This window comes from Micromonospora sicca, from assembly GCF_003172935.1.
Taxonomy (GTDB): domain Bacteria; phylum Actinomycetota; class Actinomycetes; order Mycobacteriales; family Micromonosporaceae; genus Micromonospora; species Micromonospora sicca.
Genome location: NZ_QGKS01000294.1, coordinates 117,954 through 124,104, shown reverse-complemented (window position 1 = coordinate 124,104; position 6,151 = coordinate 117,954). Strand labels below are relative to the sequence as shown.

Here is a 6,151-nt window from a genome sequence, read left to right as displayed (position 1 = left end):
GCCTTCAGCAAGTGTTCGGGCAGCTGCTGGCCACCGGCGCCCGGGGCGACCGGCCCGGACCGGGCATCGCGCAGCGGATCGGTGATGGCGGTGGTCGGGAAGGGCGGCGGGGTGCCGCCGAAGCTCGGGCAGTGCGCCTGGTGGCTGCACCAGTCACAGAGCCGGCTGGGCCGGGGCCGGAAATCCTGCCGCGCGGTGGCCTGCTCGATGGCCTGCCAGAGCGCCACCACCGTGCGCTCGAAGCGCAGCAGCTCCTCGGCGTCCGGGGTGTAGTCGCAGATCTCGGCGTCCTTGAGGTAGAGCAGCCGCAGCACCCGCGGCACCACCCCCCGGGTCCGCCACAGCACCAGGGCGTAGAACTTGAGCTGGAACAGCGCCCGTGCCTCGAAGGCCTCCCGCGGCGCGCCACCGGTCTTGTAGTCGACCACCCGCAGCGCCCCGTCCGGCGCGACGTCGAGCCGGTCCAGGTAGCCCCGGATCAGCAGCTCGTCGTCGACCACCGCGGAGATCAACGCCTCCCGCTCGGCGGGCTCCAACCGGCGCGGATCCTCCACCGCGAAGTAGCCCTGCAGCAGCGCGGCGGCCGAGCGGAGGAACTCGGCGGCGCCGGCGGCGTCGCCCTCGGCGAACAGGCCCGCCAGCTCCGGCTCCTCGGTGACCAGCCGGTCCCACTGCGGGGCCACCAGGTCACCCGCGGACTCCGGCGTGCGGGCCGCCGCCGGCAGGTCGAACAGCCGCTCCAGCACGGCGTGCACCAGCGTGCCCCGGGCCTGCTCCACGGTGGGCCGCTCGGGCAGCCGGTCGATGCTGCGGAACCGGTAGAGCAGGGGGCAGGTCTTGAAGTCCGCCGCCCGCGACGGCGACAGCGACGCCCGAACCGTGGGTGGCACCGCCGCCGGGGCGAGGCTGTCCTGTGCGTCGATCACCGGTTCCGCCGTCATGTCCGGAAGGTTAGGGCACCGGTGTGACAGGGCCGCCGTCGCCGCACCGGCGCATGATCCGCCCCCGTAGCATCGGTGCGGTGCAGCAGCCGTCCCCACCACCACGCCGGCGCGGGCGCCGTCCCGGCCTGACCGTGGGCCGGGTGTTCGGGGTGCCGCTGCACCTGGACGCCTCGATGCTCCTGCTCACCCTGGTGGTGACCGTCGCGTACGCGGCGCTCGCCCGCCGCCAGCTCGACCTCGGCCCGGTGGCCGGCTATCTGATCGGCGCCGGCTTCGTCGTCTCCCTGCTCGGCTCCGTCCTGCTGCACGAGCTGGGCCACGCGCTGACCGCCCGGCGCTACGGCATCGGTGTGAGCGGGATCACCCTGGAACTGCTGGGCGGGTACACCGAGCTGGACCGGGATGCGCCGAGCCCCCGGGTCGAGCTGCTGGTCTCGCTCGCCGGCCCGGCGGTCTCCGCGGTGCTCGGCGCCGCCGCCGTCGCGGCCACCCTGGCCCTGCCCGACGGCACCCTGGCCGACCAGCTCGCCTTCCAGGTCGCGGCGAGCAACGTGGTGGTGGCGATCTTCAACAGCCTGCCCGGGCTGCCGCTCGACGGCGGCCGCGCGCTGCGCGCGGCCGTGTGGGCGCTCACCCGGGACCGGCACCGGGGCACCGAGGTGGCCGGCTGGGTGGGCCGCGCGGTCGCCCTCGGCACCCTGGCCCTGGTCGTCCTGGTCACCCTGCGCCGGGCGCTGCCCCCGTTGCTGCTGCCGCTGCTGCTGCTGGTGGCGTTCACCCTGTGGCGGGGCGCCGGGCAGTCGATCCGGCTGGCCCGGATCAGCCGTCGATTCCCGCTGATCGACCTGGCCCGGCTGGCCCGACCGGTGCTGCCGGTGCCCAGCGGCACCCCGCTGGCCGAGGCGCAGCGCCGCCGCGCGCAGGGCCCCACCCCGCAGGCCGCGCTCGCGGTCGTCGACTCCGCCGGCCGGCCGGTCGCCCTGGTCGACCCGGCCCGGGCCGACGCCGTACCCCCGGAACGCCGGCCGTGGCTCGCGGTGGACGCGGTGTCCCGCGGCCTGGACACGGTCCCGACGCTGCCGGTCGGCGCGGACGGCGAGCGGGTGATGCAGACCGTGCAGACCCACCCGGGCGCGCAGTACCTCGTGACGGCAGGCGAAGATGTCGTCGGCGTTCTGCACATCGCGGATCTGGCGCAGCTCCTGGAACCCAAACGGAAGATGAACACGTGACCGCACAGCCCTCCACCGTCCCGGCCGACCCCGCCGCCCCTGCGACCGGGTGCAGCTGACCGACCCGAAGGGGCGGATGCACACCGTGACGCTGGAGCCCGGCAAGGAGTTCCACACCCACCGCGGCATCCTCAAGCACGACACCCTGATCGGGCTGCCCGACGGCAGCGTGGTCACCACCACCGGCGGCGGCACGGCCTTCCTGGCGCTGCGCCCGCTGCTGTCGGACTACGTGCTCTCCATGCCGCGCGGCGCCCAGGTGATCTACCCGAAGGACTCCGCGCAGATCGTCGCGATGGGCGACATCTTCCCCGGCGCGAAGGTCCTCGAGGCCGGCGCCGGCTCCGGGGCGCTCTCCTGCTCGCTGCTGCGCGCCGTCGGCACCGAGGGTGAGCTGCACTCCTTCGAGGTGCGCGAGGACTTCGCCCAGATCGCCAAGCGCAACGTCGGGGCGTTCTTCAACGGGCCGCACCCGGCCTGGCGGCTGCACGTCGGCGACGTCGCGCAGTGTCAGGAGACCGGATTCGACCGGATCATCCTGGACATGCTCACCCCGTGGGAGAACCTCGACATGGTCGAGCGGGCGCTGGTGCCCGGCGGCGTCTTCATCGGCTACGTGGCCACCACCCCGCAGCTGTCCGAGCTGGTGGAGGCGCTGCGCGAGCGCGGCGGCTGGACCGAGCCGCGCGCCTGGGAGTCGCTGGTCCGCGACTGGCACGCCGAGGGCCTGGCCGTCCGCCCGGACCACCGGATGATCGCGCACACCGCGTTCCTGGTCTCCGCGCGCAAGCTCGCCCCGGGCGTGACCGCGCCGCCGCGCCGCCGCAAACCGAGCAAGGGCACCGAGGCGTACGTCCAGCGGCGGCAGGCGCTGCGCGAGGCGGAGGCGGCCCGGCAGGCGGCCGCCGCCCAGGTCGACGGCGTCGAGACGGTCGTGCCGGCGGAGGAGCCGGACCAGCCGTGACTCCGGTGGGTCGGCCCGGCAGGGGACAGGCGATCATGTGTCCCGGCGCGGACGGGCGCCGGGACGACACCGAGCGGGTGGAGACGGTGGCATGAGCAGCCCGGGCTTCGGCAACGGTGACCTGCCCGCGGTCTTCCCGGACTGGTCGCCGTACACCGACCTCGAATCGGCGGCGCGGGCCTATCTGCGCGACCCGGACGTGGCCCTGGAGGCGCTCGGCGGGGTGCTGCGCGGCGCCTCCGTGCTCGGCTTCACCCTGGAACGCTTCGTGAACGAGGTCAACGGCGTGTGGCAGGAGGTCGTCGTCTGCGACGGCAGCCGGCTGGTGCTCTGGCACGGCGAGGACGTCCCGCCGGGGGAGGGGCCGCCCGGGTCGATGACCTCGTCGCTGCGGGTGGTGCCGGTCTCCACGGTGACCGAGGTCGGCTGCCGACGGCGGCTCACCCGGGCCGACACGGGCGAGATCCGGGTCGACAGCATCGACGTCTACCTGCTGCTGACCTCGCTGGACGAGGCGCCGCCCGGGGACGAGATGGCCGCCGGGCCGCGGCACGACGCGCTGCGCTTCGGCAAGACCCTCGACGACGGCGGCGCGGGGCAGATCGCCCGGCTGGAGGAGTTCGCCCGGCTGGTCGCCTCGGTGGTCGGCCGCCCGATGCTGTGAGCCGGTAGCCGCACGCGGCCACCGGCTCGGAAGCCTGCCGCCTCCACCCGGGGACCGGCAGGCGGGCGGGTCAGTCCTCCTCGGCGTCCGGGCCGGCCACCTCGACGCCGTCGCTGCCGCGCACCACGTGGATGCACTCGCCCGGGCACTCCTTCGCCGAGTCGATCACCTCGAGGCGCAGGTGCTCGGGCACGTCCACCCGGCTGCCCGGGGCCAGCCGCAGCTCACCGTCGGCGCCCTTGACGTACGCCAGGCCGTCGACGTCGAACTCGAAGACCTCCGGCGCGTACTGTACGCAGAGCCCGTCGCCCGTGCAGAGGTCCTGATCCACCCAGACCTGAAGCTGGTCCGTCGCGACCTGCGTCATCGTGCACCCCCCATGTTCTCCCGTCCCACGCTCCGACGGTACCCGAACGCCAGTACCCGCCCGACGACCAGCCCTTGGCGATCAAGCTTCGGTGACGAGCGCGTTGCGCGGGACCGAATCGGGCTCATAGCGGCTAGTGTTAGGTCAGAACGTTCAAGCCCCCCGGGGAGGTGGGACGTGGCACGCAGCGACGACGCGGACTCGCGCGCCGCACGGTGGGAGAAGGAGGCCCACGATCTCTCCACGCAGGTCGCGTTCCTTCAAGAGGAACTCGCTCTGGTGCGGCGCAAGTTGACCGAAAGCCCCCGACACGTCCGGCAGCTCGAAGAGCGGCTGGCGGCCACCCAGGCACAGTTGGCGCGGCTGACCGAGAACAACGAACGGCTCGTGAGCACCCTCAAGGAGGCTCGCGCGCAGATCGTGACGCTCAAGGAGGAGATCGACCGCCTCGCGCAGCCACCCAGTGGCTACGGTGTCTTCCTGGCCAAGCACGACGACGGCACGGTGGACGTGTTCACCGGCGGGCGCAAGCTCCGGGTCGCCGTCTCGCCCTCGCTGGAGGTCGACGAGCTCCGGCGCGGCCAGGAGGTCCTGCTCAACGACGCGCTCAACATCGTCGACGCGTTCGGCTACGAGCGGGTCGGTGAGGTCGTGATGCTCAAGGAGATCCTCGCGGGTCCCGACGGCGCCCCGGGCGACCGGGCGCTGGTGGTCTCGCACTCCGACGAGGAGCGGATCGTGCACCTCGCCGAGACCCTGATCGGCTCGCCGATCCGGGCCGGCGACTCGCTCATGATCGAGCCCCGCTCGGCGTACGCGTACGAGCGGATCCCGAAGAGCGAGGTCGAGGAGCTGGTCCTGGAGGAGGTGCCCGACGTCGACTACACCGACATCGGTGGCCTCCACGCGCAGATCGAGCAGATCCGCGACGCGGTGGAGCTGCCTTTCCTGCACGCCGACCTGTTCCGTGAGCACCAGCTCCGCCCGCCGAAGGGCATCCTGCTCTACGGCCCGCCCGGTTGCGGCAAGACGCTGATCGCCAAGGCGGTGGCCAACTCGCTGGCCAAGAAGATCGCCGAGCGGCGTGGCGAGGAGAAGCACACCAGCTTCTTCCTCAACATCAAGGGTCCCGAGCTGCTCAACAAGTACGTCGGCGAGACCGAGCGGCACATCCGGTTGATCTTCCAGCGCGCCCGGGAGAAGGCCGGCGAGGGCACCCCGGTGATCGTGTTCTTCGACGAGATGGACTCGGTGTTCCGCACCCGCGGCTCCGGCGTCTCCTCGGACGTGGAGAACACCATCGTCCCGCAGCTGCTCAGCGAGATCGACGGCGTGGAGGGCCTGGAGAACGTCATCGTCATCGGCGCCTCCAACCGGGAGGACATGATCGACCCGGCGATCCTGCGCCCCGGCCGGCTCGACGTGAAGATCAAGATCGAGCGGCCGGACGCCGAGGCGGCCAAGGACATCTTCTCCAAGTACATCCTCTCCGGGCTGCCCCTGCACCCGGACGACCTGGCCGAGCACGGCGGCGACCCGCAGGCCACCGTGGCCGCGATGATCGACGCGGTCGTCCTGCGGATGTACTCGGAGACCGAGGAGAACCGCTTCCTCGAAGTCACCTACGCCAACGGCGACAAGGAAGTCCTCTACTTCAAGGACTTCAACTCCGGCGCGATGATCCAGAACATTGTCGACCGGGGCAAGAAGATGGCCATCAAGGAGTTCCTCACCTCCGGGCGCAAGGGGCTGCGGCTGCAGCACCTGCTCGACGCCTGCGTCGACGAGTTCCGGGAGAACGAGGACCTGCCCAACACCACCAACCCCGACGACTGGGCCCGCATCTCCGGCAAGAAGGGCGAGCGGATCGTCTACATCCGGACCCTCGTTTCCGGCGGCAAGGGCGCGGAGGCCGGCAGGTCGATAGAGACCGCCAGCAACACCGGCCAGTACCTGTAGCCCGACCAGCACGACGGAGGC

At 72.4% G+C, this 6,151-nt stretch carries 6 protein-coding genes; 4 read left to right on the top strand and 2 right to left on the bottom strand.

Annotated elements, in window-relative coordinates; genetic code table 11:
- The coding region (locus DKT69_RS24790) for a RecB family exonuclease (protein WP_109803896.1) at nt 1-941 on the bottom strand (941 nt) is incomplete at its 3' end.
- A 143-nt stretch (nt 942-1,084) separates the two neighbouring features.
- Between DKT69_RS24790 and DKT69_RS24785 the strand changes: the two genes are divergently transcribed.
- The 3 genes from DKT69_RS24785 (at nt 1,085) to DKT69_RS24775 (ending at nt 3,804) form a co-directional block, all read left to right on the top strand.
- A complete protein-coding gene (locus DKT69_RS24785) occupies nt 1,085-2,176 on the top strand; it encodes a site-2 protease family protein (protein WP_375373468.1) in 1,092 nt (363 codons plus the stop codon).
- Between the two features lie 76 nt (nt 2,177-2,252).
- The gene (locus DKT69_RS24780) at nt 2,253-3,140 is read left to right on the top strand and encodes a tRNA (adenine-N1)-methyltransferase (RefSeq protein ID WP_438361866.1); all 888 of its coding nucleotides are present in this window, start codon (nt 2,253-2,255) and stop codon (nt 3,138-3,140) included.
- A 91-nt stretch (nt 3,141-3,231) separates the two neighbouring features.
- Entirely contained in the window at nt 3,232-3,804 is a 573-nt protein-coding gene (locus DKT69_RS24775) for a hypothetical protein (protein ID WP_109803893.1), read from the top strand.
- Between the two features lie 70 nt (nt 3,805-3,874).
- Here DKT69_RS24775 and DKT69_RS24770 read toward each other — a convergent pair whose 3' ends face one another.
- A complete protein-coding gene (locus tag DKT69_RS24770; protein ID WP_109803892.1) occupies nt 3,875-4,171 on the bottom strand; it encodes a ferredoxin in 297 nt (98 codons plus the stop codon).
- Between the two features lie 177 nt (nt 4,172-4,348).
- Here DKT69_RS24770 and arc point away from each other — a divergent pair, with 177 nt between their 5' ends.
- Nucleotides 4,349-6,130, top strand: coding sequence for a proteasome ATPase (arc, locus tag DKT69_RS24765; RefSeq protein ID WP_109803891.1), 1,782 nt, complete (start codon nt 4,349-4,351; stop codon nt 6,128-6,130).
- Nucleotides 6,131-6,151 lie beyond the last annotated feature (21 nt).